At 64.7% G+C, this 18152-nt stretch carries 13 protein-coding genes; 6 read left to right on the plus strand and 7 right to left on the minus strand.

Translation table 11 applies throughout. The annotated features are described in order from the left end of the window. Window positions 1–78: 78 nt before the first annotated feature. The 3 genes from BLA15945_RS36525 to BLA15945_RS36535 all read right to left on the minus strand — a co-directional run bounded on the left by BLA15945_RS36525 (window position 79) and on the right by BLA15945_RS36535 (window position 5651). On the minus strand, window positions 79–3270 hold the full coding sequence (locus BLA15945_RS36525) for an efflux RND transporter permease subunit (protein ID WP_174994651.1): 3192 nt from the start codon (window positions 3268–3270) through the stop codon (window positions 79–81). Window positions 3271–3285: 15 nt separating this feature from the next. Then, window positions 3286–4539 carry an efflux RND transporter periplasmic adaptor subunit gene (locus BLA15945_RS36530; RefSeq protein WP_174994652.1) on the minus strand — a complete coding sequence of 418 codons (1254 nt, stop codon included), beginning with the start codon at window positions 4537–4539 and terminating at the stop codon, window positions 3286–3288. A gap of 230 nt (window positions 4540–4769) precedes the next feature. Next, window positions 4770–5651: a LysR family transcriptional regulator gene (locus BLA15945_RS36535; protein ID WP_059241076.1), complete on the minus strand. Its 882-nt coding sequence runs from the start codon at window positions 5649–5651 to the stop codon at window positions 4770–4772. 593 nt (window positions 5652–6244) lie between these two features. On the opposite strand from BLA15945_RS36535, the gene BLA15945_RS36540 reads away from it, so the two are divergent. After that, window positions 6245–7225 (plus strand): AraC family transcriptional regulator, encoded by a 981-nt coding sequence (locus BLA15945_RS36540; protein WP_174994653.1) that lies wholly within the window; start codon window positions 6245–6247, stop codon window positions 7223–7225. A gap of 207 nt (window positions 7226–7432) precedes the next feature. Further along, window positions 7433–7591 carry a hypothetical protein gene (locus BLA15945_RS37980; RefSeq protein WP_174994654.1) on the plus strand — a complete coding sequence of 53 codons (159 nt, stop codon included), beginning with the start codon at window positions 7433–7435 and terminating at the stop codon, window positions 7589–7591. Window positions 7592–7613: 22 nt separating this feature from the next. Here the strand turns inward: BLA15945_RS37980 and BLA15945_RS36550 are convergent, their stop codons facing one another. The 3 genes from BLA15945_RS36550 to BLA15945_RS36560 form a co-directional block, all read right to left on the minus strand. Then, window positions 7614–8585 (minus strand): sulfonate ABC transporter substrate-binding protein, encoded by a 972-nt coding sequence (locus tag BLA15945_RS36550; protein WP_174994655.1) that lies wholly within the window; start codon window positions 8583–8585, stop codon window positions 7614–7616. Between the two features lie 268 nt (window positions 8586–8853). After that, window positions 8854–9804 carry a LysR family transcriptional regulator gene (locus BLA15945_RS36555; RefSeq protein ID WP_059241080.1) on the minus strand — a complete coding sequence of 317 codons (951 nt, stop codon included), beginning with the start codon at window positions 9802–9804 and terminating at the stop codon, window positions 8854–8856. A 302-nt stretch (window positions 9805–10106) separates the two neighbouring features. Then, the gene (locus BLA15945_RS36560; protein WP_174994656.1) at window positions 10107–11405 is read right to left on the minus strand and encodes an adenylosuccinate synthase; all 1299 of its coding nucleotides are present in this window, start codon (window positions 11403–11405) and stop codon (window positions 10107–10109) included. A 140-nt stretch (window positions 11406–11545) separates the two neighbouring features. On the opposite strand from BLA15945_RS36560, the gene gcvA reads away from it, so the two are divergent. Then, window positions 11546–12451: a transcriptional regulator GcvA gene (gene gcvA / locus BLA15945_RS36565; protein ID WP_059241082.1), complete on the plus strand. Its 906-nt coding sequence runs from the start codon at window positions 11546–11548 to the stop codon at window positions 12449–12451. Between the two features lie 153 nt (window positions 12452–12604). Here gcvA and BLA15945_RS36570 read toward each other — a convergent pair whose 3' ends face one another. After that, the gene (locus BLA15945_RS36570) at window positions 12605–12919 is read right to left on the minus strand and encodes a DUF4148 domain-containing protein (RefSeq protein ID WP_155627314.1); all 315 of its coding nucleotides are present in this window, start codon (window positions 12917–12919) and stop codon (window positions 12605–12607) included. A 463-nt stretch (window positions 12920–13382) separates the two neighbouring features. On the opposite strand from BLA15945_RS36570, the gene BLA15945_RS36575 reads away from it, so the two are divergent. The 3 genes from BLA15945_RS36575 to BLA15945_RS36585 all read left to right on the plus strand — a co-directional run bounded on the left by BLA15945_RS36575 (window position 13383) and on the right by BLA15945_RS36585 (window position 18139). Continuing rightward, window positions 13383–13823, plus strand: coding sequence for a hypothetical protein (locus tag BLA15945_RS36575; protein WP_217468179.1), 441 nt, complete (start codon window positions 13383–13385; stop codon window positions 13821–13823). Between the two features lie 1610 nt (window positions 13824–15433). After that, complete coding sequence (locus tag BLA15945_RS36580; protein ID WP_021163671.1) at window positions 15434–16750, plus strand: replication initiation protein; 1317 nt, start codon at window positions 15434–15436, stop codon at window positions 16748–16750. Window positions 16751–16918: 168 nt separating this feature from the next. After that, on the plus strand, window positions 16919–18139 hold the full coding sequence (locus BLA15945_RS36585) for an ISL3 family transposase (RefSeq protein WP_174994657.1): 1221 nt from the start codon (window positions 16919–16921) through the stop codon (window positions 18137–18139). The last annotated feature ends 13 nt before the right edge of the window (window positions 18140–18152 follow it).

The raw sequence follows: 18152 nt of genomic DNA on the forward strand, positions 1-18152 counted from the left end.
GCGCCATCGTGCAGCCCGTGGCAAGGAGCGCGGCGGCCAGTGCGACCGCGGTTGCAGTCAAAGCGTGTTTTTGCATCGTTACTGCCCCTTCGAATCGTGTGCGTCGCCGTGACCGCGCTGCAGGTCGCCCTGCACGAGACGCCATGCGTCGTCGACGTTTTCCGTCTCGCCGCTGAAGATCGCGCGAACCCGCACGAAGAACATCGGGATCATGAAGATCGCGAGGAACGTCGCCGTGATCATCCCGCCGATCACGCCGGTGCCGATCGCGTGCTGGCTCGCCGAGCCCGCGCCGTTGCTGATCGCGAGCGGCAGCACGCCCAGCATGAACGCGAGCGACGTCATCAGGATCGGACGCAGCCGCAGGCGCGCCGCCTCGATCGCCGCCCGCACCGGCCCCATGTTCCCGCTCGCTTGCAGCTCGCGCGCGAACTCGACGATCAGGATCGCGTTCTTCGCGGACAAGCCCACCGTGGTCAACAGGCCGACCTGGAAGAACACGTCGTTCTCGAGGCCGCGCAACATCGTCGCGAGCAGCGCGCCGACCACGCCGAGCGGCACGACCATGATCACCGAGAACGGGATCGACCAGCTTTCATACAGCGCCGCGAGACACAGGAACACGACGAGGATCGAGATCGCATACAGGATCGGCGCCTGCGAACCCGACTGGATTTCCTGGAACGACAGGCCCGTCCACGAATAGCCGATGCCTTCCGGCAGCTTGCTCGCGAGCGCTTCCATCGCGGCCATCGCCTGACCGGTCGACTTGCCTTCCGAGGCCTGCCCCTGGATCTCGATCGACGACACGCCGTTGTAACGCTCGAGCTTCGGCGAACCGTAGATCCAGTGACCGGTCGAGAACGCGCTGAACGGCACCATCCCGCCCGCGCTGTTGCGCACGTACCAGATGTTCATGTCTTCCGGCGTCATCCGGAACGGCGCGTCCGACTGCACGTAGACCTTCTTGATCCGGCCGTCGGTATCGAGGAAGTTGTTCACGTACTGCGACGCCCACGCGATCGAGAACGTCTGGTCGATCGCGGCGGCCGTCACGCCGAGCGCATTCGCCTTCTCGCGGTCGATGTCGACCTTGTACTGCGGCGTATCATTCAGGCCGTTCGGGCGCACCAGCGCCAGTGCAGGATCCTTCGACGCCATCCCGAGCAACTGGCCGCGCGCGGCCATCAACGCTTCGTGGCCGAGACCGGCGTTGTCCGTCAGCTCGAAGTCGAAGCCGGCAGCCGTACCGAGTTCGGGAATCGACGGCGGATTGAACGGGATCACCATCGCGTCCTTGTACGTCGAGTAGTGCGCGAAAGTCCGGCCGATCAGCGCCTGGACCTTCTGGTCCGAACGCTGGCGGTGCTCGTACGGTTTCAGCTTCACGAACACGAGGCCCGCATTCTGGCCGCGGCCCGCGAAGCTGAAGCCGTTGACCGTGAACACCGAGTCGACCACATCCTTCTCGGCGGTGGTCAGGTACGTGTTGATGTTGTCGAGCGTCTTGCCGGTCGTTTCCTGCGTGGAACCGGACGGCGTCTGCACGATCATGAACATGTAGCCCTGGTCTTCATCGGGCAGGAACGACTTCGGCAGGCGCGCGAACATCACGCCGACCGCGATGAACACGGCCAGGTAGATCACGAGCCAGCGGCCCGAGCGCCGGATCACGTGGTTCACGCCACCCGTATAGCGATCGCGACTGCGGTCGAAGGTCCGGTTGAACCAGCCGAAGAAGCCCTTCTTCTCTTCGTGATGCCCCTTCGGGATCGGCTTCAGGATCGTCGCGCACAGTGCCGGCGTCAGAATCAACGCGACGAGCACCGACAGCACCATCGCCGACACGATCGTCAGCGAGAACTGACGATAGATCGCGCCAACCGAGCCGCCCGAGAACGCCACCGGCACGAACACCGCCGACAGCACGAGCGCCACGCCGACGAGTGCGCCGGTGATCTGGCCCATCGCCTTGCGGGTCGCCTCCTTCGGTGACAAGCCCTCCTCCGCCATCACCCGCTCGACGTTCTCCACCACCACGATCGCATCGTCGACCAGCAAGCCGATCGCGAGCACAAGGCCGAACATCGACAGCGTGTTGATCGAGAAGCCCGCGAGTCCCATGATCGCGAACGTGCCGAGCAGCACCACCGGCACCGCGATCGTCGGGATGATCGTCGCGCGCAGGTTCTGCAGGAACAGGTACATCACGAGGAACACGAGCACGATACCTTCGAGCAGTGTCTTGACCACTTCCTCGATCGACAGGCGCACGAACGGCGTCGTGTCATACGGGTAGTGCACGACCAGACCGTGCGGAAAGTACTTCGACAGCTCGGCGATCTTGGCCCGCAGCGCGGTCGCGGTGGCCAGCGCGTTCGCGCCGGTCGCAAGCTGGATGCCGAGGCCGGCCGTCGGCTGCCCCATGTACTTCGTATCGAACGTGTAGTTCTCCGAACCCAACGCCGCGCGGCCGACATCCTTCAGCCGGACCTGCGAGCCGTCCTGGTTGACCTTCAGCAGGATGTTGCCGAACTGTTCGGGCGTGCGCAGCAGCGTCGATTCGGTGATCGTCGCCTGCAGCATCGTGCCCGGCTTGGCCGGCGTGCCGCCGATCTGGCCGCCCGCGATCTGCACGTTCTGCTGCGTGATCGCAGTCGATACGTCGATCGGCGTGAGGCCGTAGTTCGTCAGGCGGGTCGGGTCGAGCCAGATCCGCATCGAGAACTGCGAACCGAGCAGCAGCGTCTGGCCGACGCCGTTCACACGGCTCAGCGGATCGAGCACGTGCGAAGCCACGTAGTTCGTCAGGTCCTCCTTCGACATGTTGCCGTCCTCGGAGTTGAACGCGAACCACATCAGCCAGTTGCTGCTCGACTTCGTGACCTGCATGCCGAGCTGCTGCACGACCTGCGGCAGGTTCGGCGTCGCGAGCGACAGCTTGTTCTGCACCTGCACCTGCGCGACGTCCGGATTCGTGCCGGGCGAGAAGGTCAGCGTGATCGTCGCGTTGCCCGAATCGTCGCTCGTCGACGACATGTACAGGAAATTGTCGAGACCGCTCATCTGCTGCTCGATCACCTGCGTCACCGTGTCTTCCACCGTCTTCGCGGAAGCGCCCGGATAGTTCGCCTGGATCTGGATCGTCGGCGGTGCGATCGTCGGATACTGCGCGATCGGCATCTTGAAGATCGATGCGACGCCGGCCAGCATCAGCACGATCGCGATCACCCACGCGAAGATCGGGCGATCGATAAAGAACTTGGCCATGAAACGGACTCCCTGTTATTGCGCGACCGACGCGGCGGCCGCACTCGCTGCAGCATGGGTGGCGGTACTCGCCGGCGCGGCGCTTGCCGGTGTGGCGGAGGCGGCAGCACCCGATGCGGCGTCGGCCGCCGGTGCGAGCTGCGCGGCAACCGTCTTCACGGTCGCACCCGGGCGCACCTTGTCGACGCCCTGCACGATCACGTGATCGCCCGCTTGCAGACCGCCTTCGACGATCCAGTCCTGCCCGTAGGTGCCGGTCGTCGTCAGCGGACGCGTCTCGACCTTGTTGGCCGCGTTCACGACCAATGCGATCGCCTGGCCCTTCTGGTCATGCGTGACGCCGATCTGCGGCACCAGGAACGCGTTCTCGTTCACGCCTTCCTCGATCCGTGCGCGCACGAACATCCCCGGCAGCAGCACACGGCCCGGGTTCGGGAAGATCGCGCGGATCGTCACCGAGCCGGTGGTCTGGTCGACCGTCACGTCCGAGAACTGCAGCTTGCCCGCTTCCGGGTAGGTCTTGCCGTCTTCCAGGATCAGCGACACCTTCGCCGCGCCCGGGCCGCTCGTCTTCAGGCGGCCGCTTTGCACGTCCTGGCGCAGCTTCAGGCCGTCGAGGCTCGACTGCGTGAGGTCGACGTACACCGGATCGAGCTGCTGCACGGTCGACATCAGCGTGGCCTGGCTTGCCTGCACGTACGCACCCGGCGTCACCTGCGAAATGCCGACACGTCCCGAGACCGGCGACACGACATCGGTGTAGCCGAGATTGATCTGTGCGGTATCGACTGCCGCCTTGCCGGCTGCGACGTCGGCAGCGGCCTGCCCTTGCGTGGCCACCGCGTTGTCGTAGTCCTGCTTGCTGACCGCGTTCGCCGCGACCAATACCTTGTAGCGCGCGACCAGCGCGTTCTGCGTGACGAGGTTCGCCTGCGCCTTCGCGAGCGTCGCCTTCGCGCTGTTCAGCGCGGCGACGTACGGCGCCGGATCGATCTTGTACAGACGCTGACCGGCCTTGACGTCGGTGCCTTCGGTGAATTCACGGCGCAGCACGATGCCGTCGACCCGTGCGCGCACCTGCGCGACGAGGAACGCACTGGTGCGGCCCGGCAGTTCGGTTAGCGCCGGCACGGCTTGCGGCTGGACGGTGACGACGCCGACTTCCGGCGTTTGCGGCGGTGGCGCCGATTCTTTTTTCCCGCATGCGGCCAGGAAAACGGCGGCCGTTGCGGCAGTGATTAAGCGGTATGGAACCCGTTCGACGCGCATGGAGCGACCTCTCACAAATAGACGACCTTCAATGGGAATCACCAGATCTCCTCACGGCCTGCATGCGCGGGCGGAATGCCGTCGCTTCCGGTCCGCCACCCATGCGGGCGCTTGCTTCGGGTGTGCGTTGCACCCTGCGGAGCGTTCGTTTGCCGAACTGCTTCCGAAAAAAGGAACGGCGCGCCCGCGGCCCCGGTGGGCACGGGTTGCCGTGGCGGCCAGCGGGGCCGCTAGCGCGCGGGCCGGAACGCGGCGCCGGCGAATTCGATGAACGCGCGCGCGGCGGCCGGCAAATGCGCGGCACGCGCATGCGCGAGCTTCAGCGTGACGGGCGCGAGCGGGCGGACCGGTGCGATACACACCAGCGTGCCGGCCGCCAGATCGGCGTCGACGAGATACGCGGGCAACACGGCCGCGCCCATGCCGGCCACAGCCAGCCGTCGCGCCATCTCGAGATGGCCGACGCCCGCATTGCCGGGCACCGTGCCCGGTCGAATCGCGGCCGCAGGGCCGTCGTCGGTCGCCGGCAATTCGAGCCGCACGGTCGCAAGGTCCGGCCAGTCGCCCGACGCAGCCGCGCCACCGTGCGCAGCGACGTAACCCGGCGCCGCGACGCGCACGGATTCGTACGCGGCCAGCGTATGCAGCGCGTGCGCACCGGACACCGGCATGCCGTCGGTCAGGAACGCGACGTCGATGTCCTCGGCGGTCAGGTCGACGTGCGCATCGGTCAGCGTCACGGTCGGCCGCACGTCCGGAAACAGGTGCACGAAACGATCGAGCAACGCACTCAACTGGCTGAGCCCGAACGCGACCGGCGCAGCCACGCGCAATGGGCCTTCCGGCTTGCTGCCCATCGCGACGAAACGGCCGTCGATCTCGTCGATCGCACCGAGAATCCGCTCGACGCGCGCGAGATACAGCTCGCCGATTTCCGTCAGCGACTGGTGGCTGGTGCTGCGTTGAAGCAGGCGCGCGCCAAGGCGCGTCTCGAGCGCATCGACCAGCCGGCTCGCCATCGCCGTCGATACGCGCAGCCGCGTCGCCGCCCGGCGAAACCCGCCTTCCCTTGCCACCGTCACGAATGCCCGAATCGATTGAAGTTGGTCCATTTGTCCGGATTCCCTGCGCGGACGGCTGCCTTTATGCCTGCATCCGACGCTGCGCCGCCGCCGGCCCGCATCGGCCCGGCCAATGCAGCGGCACCGACGCCGGGTCAACCGGGTCGGACGGCACGCTCGCGGCAAGCACGCGCCGGCATGCAACGGACGCAAGCCCGCCTCGGCTGGCCCGATGCACGATCATTCGATAGCAGTCCTGAGTCTTTTCCAGCGGTTCGCGGCGGCGACGCGCACGGCAGCGCCGACGGCGCCCGCGCATCATGCGGCGGTCCTGCCCGGATCCTCCGGACGCGCTGGAATACATTTCCTTCAGCAGGTGCAATGGTATGAAAACCGCCGGGAAATGGCTTGCCCGATCCTGCGATTGTTTTGCCTTAATTTCCGAATTTGTGCGCTGCACACCACGCAACGACGGGCGATACGGTCGCCAACCCTGCAGGTCCGGATGATCGGGCTAATTTCGGACAGGTTTAGGCAATCCCGCGCACGCGACTGGCCGTACGATGTGACCGCCGCACCTGCGCCCGACCGGGAATCGCAATCGCGCGCATTGCATCGCTCACTCCGCCAACTGCTCACGCAACATGGAAATCGACGCCCGAACGCCACTGCAACCGCGCACCGCGCCTGGTCACGACCGCCGGTCGCCGGCCCGGCCGCCCGCGGCCCGGCTCGCGGCACTGATCGCCGCGTACGCGCCGCACGACGGGTCGTTCGACCTCCCGGTGCGCGGCATGCGCATCTCGCGCGCATCCGTCGCGCCCCCGCAGTGGAACCACGGCGTGCACCACGCGTGCCTGAGCCTCGTCGGGCAAGGCGCGAAGTCGATGCGGGTCGGCGACGACACCTATGCGATCGACGAAGCGCGGATGCTGGTCGCGACGGCCGACGTGCCCGTCACCGGCCGCGTGACGCGCGCGAACCCGGCCGAGCCGTTCCTTTACGCCCAGCTCGAACTCGATCCGGTGCGCATCGCGGTGCTCACGCCGCTTGTCTTTCCGTGCGGGCTACCGAAAACCGTCGACTACGGCGCGCTCGACACGCTCGACGCGACGCCGGAAATCGTCGACGCCGTCGCGCGGTTGATGCAGCTGATCGCGCAACCGGACGACCTCGACCTGATCGCGCCGCTGATCCTCGACGAAATCCTCATTCGGTTGCTGCGCGGCCCGTCGGGCGCGCGCGTCGCGCAAGTCGGCGAGGCCGGTTCGACGACGCAGCGCATCTCGCGCGCCGTCGCGTGGATTCGCGACCATTACCTCGATCCGATGACGGTCGACTCGCTCGCGCGACAGGTGGACATGAGCCCGTCGACCTTCCACCACCACTTCCGTGCGGTGACGTCGATGAGCCCGTTGCAATGCCAGAAGGTGCTGCGGCTGCAGGAGGCGCGCCGCCTGATGTGCGTAGCGGCGATGGACGCGCGGCAGGCGTGCCGCAGCGTCGGCTATGTGAGCGCGTCGCAGTTCAGCCGCGAATACGCGCGGCTGTTCGGCGATGCGCCCGGCCGCGACGTCGCGAGACTGCGCGGCGAAGCGGTGCCGCTGTCGCGCGTCGTGCCGTAGGCCGCTTCACGTGCGGCAGTGCGCGAGCGTGCAGCGCCCTTCTTTCCGCCGGCGTTCGCCCACTCGGCCTGCACGGCTTCGCCGACGCAGCGCACGCAATAGTCGGCGAACGACGTGAGCTGAGTCACGCCAACTGCGCAATGCCGCACGCGCGGCTACGCGTTCGGCACGCCGCCGCACGCGTGGCAGCAGGTCGCGCACAAGGGGATGATGCTCGCGGCGAAGACGATGGCCGCGACCGCGATCGACCTGCTCGGCGCACCCCACACGCTCGCCAGCGCGAAGGCGGAACCGCTCGAGCGGCGCGGCGGCCGGCCGTACGTGTGCCCGATTCCGGACGACCTCGCATTGCCGTTCCGCCGCTAAGCACGCCGCGCCGGTTGTGCCATCAAGCGAGCGCGGGCGGCGCAGCCTGACTGACGTCGACACGTTTCGGCAGGATGCCGGCCTGGTAGAACACATCCGCGATCCGCTGCTGGTACGCAAGCGTGTCGCGCGTGACAGGCTCGACGCCGAAGCGCGCGCGGCGAAATGCGAGTGCGACGGCCGGTTCCGGAATCCCCCAGAGTTTCGAGAACTCGGCCGCGCCCTGCGCGCGGTTCGCATCGAGCCAGCGCTGAACGGCCGTCAATTCCGACACGGCGACGTCGAGCACGTCGGCATTGTGCTGCGCATACGTGCGCGACGCGAAGTAATAGCCGCGATTCTCGACAAGCCCCGACCCGTCCGCGACGATGCGCGCACCGAACGCCTGCTGGACCACCGCGAGGAACGGATCCCAGATGATCCACGCATCGACCGAACGGTTCTCGAATGCGGCGCGCGCATCGGACGGCGACAGCCAGACCGGCGTGACATCCGCATAGTTGAGCTTCGCGGCCTGCAGCAGCCGGACCAGCAGGAAGTGCGTATTCGATCCCTTCACCAGTGCGATGCGCTTGCCGCGCAGGTCTGCAAAGGTCTTGACCGGCGAATCCTTCGGGACGATCAGCGCCTCGGCCGCGGGGCCCGACGGCGTTTGTGCGTAATAGACGAGCGGCGCACCGGCCGCGAGCGCGAAGATCGGCGGCGCTTCGCCGACATCGCCGAAATCGATCGATCCCGCGTTCAATGCCTCGAGCTGCGGCGGGCCCGACGGGAACTCGGTCCACGTGACGTTCACGCCGAGCGTCGCGAGCTTGCCCTGCAGCGTGCCGCGCGCCTTCAGCAGGCTGAGCGGCCCTTTCTGATAGCCGATGCGCAACGTTCGTGTGCCGGCCGCACCGGCCCACGCCAGGCCCGGATGCACAGCGGCGCCTGCCGCAATCGCCAGGCCGGCATGAAGGAGCCGGCGGCGGGTTCTGGAGTGTCGATCTGCCATGTCGTTTATGGTTCGAAGGAGTGGACGCGGATGGACGCGCGCATGCGATGAAGCAGGTCGAACCGATTCTAGAGGGTTGCTGCCGCACGCCGAACCAACGATGTTCGATATCGAAAGCAAGCGCTTTCATAAGGCCGGGCCGGTGGCACCGGCATCGTTTCCCGGGCCGGTCCTGCATACGTAGCCGGTGCCGGCCTTTCGTACAGGACTACAGATTATTTTCACCGGTCAGGCGAGGCGGCGCACTTGTGCGCCGGCCGTGCCCGAATCAGGTATTGCGTGACGCGCAGGACGCGTTCAGCGCCGCCTCGTCGGCAGCCAGCTTCTCGGGTACGAATTCGCGCAGGAAATCGACGAACGTGCGGATCTTCGCATCGAGATACTGACGCGACGCGTACAGTGTGTAGACCGTCAGCTTCTGCAACCGATAGTCGGGCAACACGCGCACCAGTGCACCGCTCGCCAGCGCGGGCAGCGCGGACGACATCGGCAGCGAGCCGATCCCGAGGCCCGAGCGCAATGCGAGGCCCAGCGCATCGGCGATGTTCACCTGGAAGTCGGCCAACGGCAGGTCGAATGTCTCGTGTCCGTCCGGACCGTCGAGGTGCCAGCGATCGCGCGGGAACACCGGCGTGACCATCTGCAGGCACGCATGTCCTTCGAGTTCGCGCACCGTGCGCGGCGTACCGTGCGCCTTCAGATAGTCAGGCGCTGCGCACAGCACGCTGTGCACTTCGCCGAGCCGCTGCGACACCAGCCCGGAATCGGGCAGCTCCGTCGTACTCAACTGCAGCGACACGTCATAGCCTTCGTCGATGATGTCGGGCACGTGCTGCGACAGCGTCAGCTCGACTGCAACCGACGGATAACGCTCGCGATAGCGCACGACGGCGGGCACCACATAGGCCTGGCCGAAACTCGTCGTCGCGTGGACATGCAGCCGCCCGGACGGCTTCGCCTGTGCGTCGGCCGCCTCGGCTTCCGCTTCGTCGATATAGCCGAGGATGCGCTGGCAGCGGTCGAGATAGCGCTGCCCGGCGTCGGTCAGCGCAATGCGGCGCGTGCTGCGGTTGAGCAGACGCGTGCGCAGATGCGTTTCGAGCTGCGCGACCGAGCGCGACGCGTAGGCCGTCGTGATGTCCAGGCGCTGGGCCGCGCTCGTGAAGCTGCCCTCCTCCGCGACCCGGACGAAAATGCGCATCATCTGTAACGTGTCCATCGACCTGTCCCCGGGATTGAGATCACGTCGCGCCGCCGTGCGGCCAGGGTGCCGGCGGCGCCGGCACGGGCCGGTCTGGCGCGAATTGTGCGGAACAGTACCGCAGCGTTGCAAGCGTGTCCAGTTCGCCGTACACGATGTGATCCGGATGCCGAAACGTGCCGTGAAACCGCGCGGCGCACGGCGTCGCGGCAGGCATGGATGCGGCCGGACGGGCCGACCGGCAAACGGCATCGGGTCGGCAAAAACTACCCGCCGGCCACGATGCCGCGCCGTCATTTACGTCCGTCCTGACTCGCGCGTCATGCAGTGACCGCCGCATCGAACGGATTGCGCAGCACGATCGTGTCGTCGCGTTCCGCGCCGGTCGTGATCATCGACACCGGTGTGCCCGCGACGGCTTCGATGCGCGCGATGAAATCCTGCGCGGCGCGCGGCAGTGCCGCACGCTCGCGCACGCCCTTCACGGTGCCTTGCCAGCCGTCGAACCGTTCGTAAACCGGCGTCGCGCGCGACTGAGCCTCGAGGCTCGCGGGCAGATGGTCGACCCGAGCACCGTCGAGTTCGTAGCCGACGCACAGCGCGATCGACTCGAAACCGTCGAGCACGTCGAGCTTGGTAAGCGCCAGTGAATCGATGCCCGAGATCCTGACGGCCTGGCGCAGTTGCGCGGCATCGAGCCAGCCGCAGCGGCGCGGCCGGCCCGTGTTGACACCGAACTCCTGTCCGCGCGCGCGCAGCGTTTCGCCGGTGGCGCCGGTCAGCTCGGTAAGGAACGGGCCGCCGCCGACACGCGTCGCATAGGCCTTGGTCACACCCAGCACGTGGCCGAGCTTCGACGCACCGAGGCCCGTGCCGGCCGCCGCGGCCGATGCCACGGTGCCCGACGACGTCACGAACGGATACGTGCCCCAGTCGATATCCAGCATCACGGCCTGCGAGCCCTCGAACAGGATGCGCTCCCCGCGATCGGTTGCATCGTTGAGGTCGGCCCAGACGGGGCGCACGAACGGCAGGATCTTCGGTGCAAGCGCGACCAGCGTCGCCAGCATCGCGTCGCGGTCTTGCTCGTCGAGACCCAGGCCGCGGAACCACGCGTTGTGGTGATCGACGAGCCCGTCGAGCTTCGCGGCCAGCCGGCCCGGCTCCGCGAGATCGCCGACGCGCAGCCCGCGACGCCCGACCTTGTCTTCGTAGGCCGGCCCGATCCCGCGCAGCGTGGTGCCGATGGGCTCGCGGCGCAAGCGCTCCTGCGCCTGGTCGATCGCACGGTGAATCGGCAGTACCAGCGTCGCGTTCTCGGCGATCGACAGGTTGTCCGGCGTCACCGACAGCCCGAGCTCGGCCATCCGCGCGATTTCCGCGAGCAGCGCTTCCGGATCGAGCGCGACGCCGTTGCCGATCACGCCGCGCTTGCCGCGCACGACGCCGCTCGGCAGCAGCGCGAGCTTGTACGTGTTGCCACCGACGACCAGCGTGTGGCCCGCGTTGTGGCCGCCGTTGTACCGTGCGACGAGATCGGCCTGGGCCGCCAGCCAGTCCACGACGCGCCCCTTGCCTTCGTCGCCCCATTGGGCACCCACTACCACCACGTTCGGCATGCTCCGCACTCCATGTGAGAAATTCAGACACTTGTTCGGCCAATCCGGCCGTTTGTGTGCCATATTGGCGGAGCTGGATCGCCCGATCAAACGATTAAACCTGAACCTTCGTGTGAATAAAACTCACACGAAACGATGCAATGGCCCGACGACTTCCTCCGTTGAATTCGCTGCGCGCGTTCGAAGCCGCCGCGCGGCTCGGCAGCTTCACGCTGGCCGCCGACGAGCTGTGCGTCACGCACGGCGCGATCAGCCGGCACGTGCAGCAACTGGAAGCGTGGCTCGGGCGGTCGCTGTTCGAACGCCACAACCGGCGCGTCGAGCTGACCGACAGCGGCCGTGCGTACCTCGCCGAAGTCGGCGCATCGTTCGACCGGATCGCGCTCGCCACCGCGCAGCACTTCGGCCACGCGCAGCAGCGCGTGCTGCGCGTCAGCGCGCCCGCGACGTTCTCGCTGCGCTGGCTCGTGCCGAAGCTGTCGTCGTTCCAGGTCGCCCATCCGGCGATCGAGGTGCGATTGTCGACGTCGAACGAACCGATCGATAAATTGCGCGACAAGGTCGACCTGATCGTTCGCGGCGGCCCTCAGGCCATCGACGGGTACGTCGCGGAGGAATTCCTGTCCGAAGTGCGGCTGCCGGTGTGTGCACCGAAATTGCTGGAGAGCCGCCGGCTGGATACGCCCGCCGATCTCGCCGGCTTCACGCTGCTGCACGCGGCAACCTATCCCGGCATGTGGCCGGAGTGGCTCGCGGCAGCCGGGCATCCGAATCTCGTGCCGCGCCACTCGCTCACGCTCGAGCATTTCTACCTGACGCTGCAAGGTGCACTCGACGGGCTGGGTGTCGCGATGGGGCCGATCGCGCTCGTCGCGGACGACATCGCCGAAGGCCGGCTCGTGCAGCCGTTCAGCGAACCGGCGCTGCCGCCGTGGCGCTACTTCACGTATGTGGCCTCCGCGCGCGCGGATGACGACGCCGTGCGTGCCTTCAAGGACTGGCTGAAAGTAGCGGGAAATTCAACTGCGCCGGGCGGACGGCACTGACCGCATCTGGATGCCGGCTTTACACGCCCACAATATGCAGGATACCGAATCAAATGAGGCGGATGTACGACACGTGTCTGGCTTCGTGCCTCGCGTGATCGCGACACACGCGGCAAGCCGCGGATCGAACCGTGGCTTGCCGCCGGACGACGCTTACTGGCTTGCTGCAGCGCCGGCTTTCTTCTCTGCGTTCTGCAGGTTCTGCGGGTAGTTCGGATCGTTGGCTGCCGGCTTGTAACCGGCGTCTTCGAGTTTCTTCAATTCGGCAGTGTTCTTCGCACGCGCGGCCTTGTGCTCGGCCTTGCGTTTGGCCCTGGCCGCCTTGCGCGCTTCGCTCTTCGCTGCCTTGGCGTCCTGCGCAGCAGGTGCGCTGGCGGCGTCGGTCTGTGCAAACGCAGGAACGGCCGAGCCGAACAGGAAAGCGACTGCGGTAGCAGCCAGCGCGAGTTTTCTGATCTGAATTTGCATCGCTGAACTCTCTTTTTTGATGACTATCACGGATTGAAAAACCATCGAGATACCGCCCCTGTCCCGATCGGCCGTCGTGTCGCGATCAGGACCTGTGCATCATAACCGTGTCTCAAAAAATATGGCGCCAACGTGATGACGGAATTGGGGATACACGTATGGGAGGCAAAGCGGCTTCTACGCCGCCGGCGCGTCACACAGACCGCAACCATGCATCGCACGCGTTGGCGACGAGAACCGTCACGCGCAGGGCGATGTAACGCGTCGATGGCTGTTTCACAGGTGGCGATGTCAACGCGCACATGGGTGACGTGAGCGTTACCGCGCATACGCGATCACCGCTGCAGCAATCAACCTGTGCGCAACGCTATCGATCGATGTGGCTCGAGCGACCGTTTCTCCCATAAACGGTCACGATTCGGTTCGTCAGGTTACCGCGACAGTGACGTCGTGTTGCAGCGGCGTGCCGGAATTCATCGTCAACCGATTGCAGCGCTGCGATACGGATGGCTACCTGTGGAGGAACGGCTCGCCGTGGGCAGGTATGTCTGATGAAAATGAACGCGCTGCCCGTGAGGTGAAGATCCCGACCGTCAACTCTTCACGAAGGCGTCAATGCCTTGCACGAACGCGCGATGCTCTTGACGGTGACCTCCGCACGGCAGTGAAGCCACGACAAGACTCGCCCGTCCGTGCGGCCGTGCTTGCCATCCGCATCGCATGCGACACGCCCATGCCACAGGCTTTTCATTTGATCCCGTCGACGATCACGTATCCGGACGCCGCCGCGCTCGTCACAGCTTGCCGATTCCTTGGGCTTCGACTGATCGGTGAGATCTTACGGGATCCGGCTTCTTCGGAAGGTGAGCATGTTCGGGATCGTCGCCGGATTCGATCATGGTGAGCTTCGTCACCCACGGCATCTTCACGTCTGCGCGCAACGACCTCGAGATCGGCCAGGGAGCCTCGCGATCTGTGCGGCGGCATCTCGACACCCGATTCGTTTCCGGACGGTCTCGTGAGTCTCTCGTGGCGCCTCAGCGTCACAGCTTCGCTCCTCGATTGATCCAAAGGTAGAAAACCTGACGGCCGTGGGGTGGCAAAGCAGGTCGAGGCGATTTCCTTTGTGCACAGTCCACAGGCTAAATTTGGCGAGAAGCGTCGACGGGTGATCGACAAAAAACTTGTCTACAGATGCGGCAGCGCGAGTACAAAAATCCATTCGCGGGCAGTCCGGGATGATTTCGAACTGCCGTGGGGGAGCCTGACGTGATCCGCTCGTCCGGTTGCAGATCTGTTCCTGCGGTCGATCACAGCATCCGGGGTACGTGCGGCGCCCGTTTTTCGGTCCCATAAACGGGAACCTGTACGTCGAATTGGGGGATTTCCTCCCATAAGTTTCTACGTTTGGCTGTTTGTGAGTGGGTACTCACCTCCTCTGAGCGCCCTGTCGGGCCTGATTCCTTGATGGATCAAGGCGCCAAGCCGGTGTTCACCAGGCCTGAATCGCAGGATCGGGGGGCTTGCCGGACCACAAACGTCCCACATGGGTAGCGGTTTATGGGGTTCGTCTTTCTGTGGAAGCACACGTGTGTTTACATCTTTGGTAAACCACGTTTACTTCTTTAACTACTTTTAGACGGCTCACAGCCTTGCCTGACAAGGCTTTGAGGGGTGTTCGGTACCCATTTATGGGAGCACAGGTGGAAGGGTTTGGGGTTTCAGGTCTGTGGATTTGGGGATTCGGGTATCGCGTTGTGGGGAATCAGGGTTGTGGATATGGGGTGAGCGTAGCCGGTTATGGGAAATCAGCCGTGAATCGCATTGGGTAGTCATCTATGGGAGCGCATGAAGGTAGCCTTTTATGGGGGGCTTTTCTTGATCCGTAAGTGCCTGCCCGCACAGGGATTTTTTTCAGGGAGCCGTGTATGGGGAATATCAAAGGTACCCGTTTATGGGTGGCGATTCGGGGCCTACTATGGTGTTTCGGTGGAATGTCCGAAGGACGGTTCCCCATGGACAGGATCGATGCCACAGAAAGGTAGCCTGTTGTGGGGACACGGAATGGTTGTCGCTTATGGGAGTGATTTCTACCTCCCAGGTGGAAAATCACACCGCTGCCGAAGCCGAAACGTGTCGACAGGTACCCTCTTATGGGAATCGTTGAAGGTAGCAAGTTATGGGAGCGAAATGGGGCTGTGCTGCAAGGCACCATAAATCCTGCCGACGATCGCAATTTCACTCGTTTGCTTCCCATGGATGGTTACCTTCGCGGGGCAATTCCCGTGCCGGGTTTCCAAGGCCCGGCTTGAAAGGTAGCGGCTTGTGGGAGGTATTTTTGGCAAAAGGTAGACGGATATGGGGTTCCGCACCGGTCGATCAATTGTCAATTTCCTTTTTACATCTGATAGTTAGCGTCGATAGTGCAAGTAATGCTGGAGCAGGGGCGTTGCTCCGTAGCGCGAAAAGGTATAAAGTCCGCTATCAATAAGGCAACCTTACCCGGACACCACGATGCCGCGCAAGCCAGCAAGCAAAGGCTCAGACAAGCAGGTTTCGCTGTTTCAGACACCCGAGCCTCCCGACTTGCTGCGCAAGGCGGTCCAGGCGATTCATATCGCGCCCAAGTCGGGAAAGATCGGCCTGCAGCAGCGCAAGATGTTCAGTTCGCTGATCAAGAATGCGCTTCGGCAGGAGGCGTTCGAGCCGGGCCGGACGAGCTTCTCGATCTCGATTGCGTCGCTGTCGCACGAGAGCGGGTTGAACAGCAACAACACGAAGTACGTGAAGGACACGGTCAACTCGCTGATCAGTACCGTCGTCAACTGGGACTACCTGGCCGCGGACCGCTCGACGGTCTGGAAGGCGTCAGGCCTGCTCGCCGGCGCGGAACTCGAGCAATCGGTGCTGAAGTACAGCTTCTCCGACCAGATTCGCAGCGAACTGCTCAATCCCGAAATCTACGCGCTGATCGATATGCGGATCGCCCGCGAGTTCCGGCGGTCGCACTCGCTCGCGCTGTGGGAAAACACGGTGCGCTACGAAGGGATCGGCATCACCGCGAAGATTCCGCTGCCGAAATTCCGTGACCTCATCCTCGGCCAGGACAAGGCGTCGCAGTCGTACAAGGAATACAAGCTGTTCAAGAGCAAGGTCCTGGTGCCGTGTATCCAGGAGGTGAACGAAGTATCGGACCACACGCTCGAGTTGATCGAACACAAATCCGGCCGCAGCGTGGAAGCCGTTCAGTTCAAGGTGACGCGCAAGCAGAGCGCCGATACGGTCGAAGACGGCGACGTCAAGAACGAAGCGCTGGTCGAGGAAGTCGCCAAGTTCGGCATTCCGCGTTCGGAAGCGCGCCGGCTGATCACGCAATACGGCGTGCAGCGGATCAAGGCGGCGATCGCCTACACGCTCAATCGGACTACGAAGAAGAATGCGGCGCCGGTCGACAATGTAGCCGCGTATTTCCGCAAGGCGCTGACGCACGGCTACACGCTGGCCGACGGACAGGGTACCGAAGCGGCCGCACCGGCGAAGGAATCCGCGCAAAGCAAGCAGGAGCAGATTCGCGACAAGTATCTGGCGGCGAAGGTCGAGGAAGCCGGCGCGTATTTCCGCGAGCTGGAGATCGACGACCAGACCAAGCTGATCGAGCGTTACAACGAGACGGTCGCGGGTTCGAAGGACCTGACGCTGTCGCCGAAGAAGAAGGCAAGCAAGCTTGCGCAGACCAGCTTCTTCCGATGGCTCGCGCTCGATACCTGGGGCGAACCGACCTCGGACGACCTGCTGGAATTCCTGCTCAAGAGCAGTCTCGCAGGCAACTGAACAGGGCCTCGCAGCCGGGGGCGTCGTTTGCCGGACTTGATGGTGGTCCGGCTTCGCGGCGCAACACGGAGGCGAGGCCTTTTGTTTGGTTCATCGCAGGAAACCGTGGAGCCTTGGAGAGCGATTGCGTAACCTGACGCCTGACTTTATGGAGGTCAGGAGGAAGAATTGCTCGATCGCAAGGCACTTCAGGCACTGGGTTGCTGGACAGGCTATCGGCTGGAGCGGGTGGAGTGGCCGGCGGGTGAAAGGCGCACGCTGTCGCTGTACTTGAAGCCGGCCAGCAAGGTCATGTACTGCGAGCAATGCGGAGCGCGTTGCCAGCAGATTCATGAAACGACGGTGCGACGCGTGCGCGATCTGCCGCTGTTCGAGTATCGGGTGGTGCTGCATGTGCCTCGTCGCCGAGTCTGGTGCGAACGCTGCGGCGGGCCGAGGCTGGAGAAGCTGGACTGGCTGGGCCGCTACCAGCGGGTGACGGAGCGATTCGCCAAGGCCTGCGAGAAGCTGCTGCAAGCGGCCAGCGTGCAAGCGGTAGCGGCCTTCTACGACCTGGGCTGGCATACGGTCAAATCGATCGACAAGATGCGCTTGCGCGCACGCGTGGCCGAGCCGGACTGGTCAACGATCCGCTATCTGGCGATGGACGAGTTCGCGCTACATAAAGGCCATCGCTACGCCACGGTGGTGGTCGATCCGATCGGCCGGCAAGTGCTCTGGATCGGACAGGGGCGCTCTCGCGAGACGGCCAGGGCCTTCTTCGAACAACTTCCCGCGGGCGTCACCGAGCGTATCGAAGCGGTCGCGATCGACATGACCACGGCTTACGAGCTGGAGATCAAGGCGCAGTGTCCGCAGGCCGAGGTGGTCTACGACCTGTTCCACGTCGTCGCCAAGTATGGGCGCGAGGTGATCGATCGGGTACGGGTGGATCAGGCCAATCAGCTACGCCATGACCGGCCGGCCCGGAAGGTTCTGAAGTCCAGTCGTTGGCTGCTGCTGCGCAACCGCCGCAACCTGAAGCAGGAACAGGCCGTGCATCTGAAGGAACTGCTGGCCGCCAATCAGCCGTTGCTGTGCGTCTACGTGCTACGCGACGAACTCAAGCGGCTCTGGTTCTACCAGAAGCCAGCTTGGGCGCAAAAAGCCTGGGAGCAATGGATCGAGCAAGCCCGGCAAAGCGGGATTGCCGCGCTGCAACTGTTTGCGCAGCGTCTGCAGGGTTACTGGCACGGAATCCTCGCCCGCTGCCGCCATCCGCTCAATACCAGCGTCGTCGAAGGCATCAACAACACCATCAAGGTCATCAAACGCAGGGCCTACGGGTACCGCGACGAGGAATATTTCTTCCTCAAGATCCGCGCCGCGTTCCCCGGTAATCCTCGATGAACCTTTTGTTTGC

Source organism: Burkholderia arboris, assembly GCF_902499125.1.
GTDB lineage: Bacteria > Pseudomonadota > Gammaproteobacteria > Burkholderiales > Burkholderiaceae > Burkholderia > Burkholderia arboris.

Bases quoted from the DNA above. Each gene is read 5' to 3' on its own strand.
- BLA15945_RS36555 (WP_059241080.1), bottom strand. From the start codon at position 9,804: ATGGACACGTTACAGATGATGCGCATTTTCGTCCGGGTCGCGGAGGAG.
- BLA15945_RS36540 (WP_174994653.1), top strand. From the start codon at position 6,245: ATGGAAATCGACGCCCGAACGCCACTGCAACCGCGCACCGCGCCTGGT.
- BLA15945_RS36530 (WP_174994652.1), bottom strand. From the start codon at position 4,539: ATGCGCGTCGAACGGGTTCCATACCGCTTAATCACTGCCGCAACGGCC.
- BLA15945_RS37980 (WP_174994654.1), top strand. From the start codon at position 7,433: ATGATGCTCGCGGCGAAGACGATGGCCGCGACCGCGATCGACCTGCTC.
- BLA15945_RS36525 (WP_174994651.1), bottom strand. From the start codon at position 3,270: ATGGCCAAGTTCTTTATCGATCGCCCGATCTTCGCGTGGGTGATCGCG.
- gcvA (WP_059241082.1), top strand. From the start codon at position 11,546: ATGGCCCGACGACTTCCTCCGTTGAATTCGCTGCGCGCGTTCGAAGCC.
- BLA15945_RS36560 (WP_174994656.1), bottom strand. From the start codon at position 11,405: ATGCCGAACGTGGTGGTAGTGGGTGCCCAATGGGGCGACGAAGGCAAG.
- BLA15945_RS36550 (WP_174994655.1), bottom strand. From the start codon at position 8,585: ATGGCAGATCGACACTCCAGAACCCGCCGCCGGCTCCTTCATGCCGGC.
- BLA15945_RS36535 (WP_059241076.1), bottom strand. From the start codon at position 5,651: ATGGACCAACTTCAATCGATTCGGGCATTCGTGACGGTGGCAAGGGAA.
- BLA15945_RS36580 (WP_021163671.1), top strand. From the start codon at position 15,434: ATGCCGCGCAAGCCAGCAAGCAAAGGCTCAGACAAGCAGGTTTCGCTG.
- BLA15945_RS36570 (WP_155627314.1), bottom strand. From the start codon at position 12,919: ATGCAAATTCAGATCAGAAAACTCGCGCTGGCTGCTACCGCAGTCGCT.